The following is a 642-nucleotide window of genomic DNA, read 5'->3' on the forward strand; positions in this document are numbered from 1 at the left end:
AGGGTGTGGCCGACTTCGTGGGAGGCGGTGGCGGCGGCGGAATAGTCGCCGCGGTTGAAGACGAGGGCCACATCATCGGTGGCCCAGTTGAAGCTGTTGTAGTAGGCGGTGCCGCCACCGCCGGCATTGGTGATGGCCCTGCCGGTGAGCAGGTTGACGTTGGAGGTGAAGGCAACGCGGATGCCCCAGCGGCTGTCGCCTGCGCCGGATTTGCGGAGGTTGTCACTGCCCGGGTCCTGGGTGGTGACGTTGATGTCAAAGGGAGCGAAGTCTTCTGCGACCCTCTGCCAGATGCGCTGGATCTCGGCGAGGGCGTTGTTGTCGAGGGAGGAATAGAAGGACCCGAGGCTGAGGGCGCCGCCGTTTTCCCATGGCGTGCTGCTGAGGCTGTAGCCGTCGAAGTCGAGAAAGATCGACTTGGTGGCGTTCGGGTTGCTGTGGAGCAGGAAGGTCTTGCTGAGGTCGAAGGAGGTGCCGAGGGAGACGGGGCCACTGAGGACGATGGGTGCATTGCCGAGGCTGGGTGCCCCGTCGTCGGAGCTGACATCCAGCTTGGTGCAGTCCTTGCAGAGACAGGAGCTGCCTGCGGAGGAGCCTGAGGTGGTGGCGTTGGGGTCGCGCCCGGCGAAGGAGTCGCTCAGG

The 642-nt window shown here is 65.0% G+C and carries 1 protein-coding gene; it reads right to left on the reverse strand.

All coding sequences use genetic code 11. The annotated features are described in order from the left end of the window. Nucleotides 1–642, reverse strand: a 642-nt coding sequence (locus KUG41_RS06280) for a hypothetical protein (protein WP_216902251.1), incomplete at both ends; no start/stop codon positions are given.

The sequence above is a fragment of the Synechococcus sp. CCY 9618 genome (assembly GCF_019038415.1).
GTDB lineage: Bacteria > Cyanobacteriota > Cyanobacteriia > PCC-6307 > Cyanobiaceae > Cyanobium.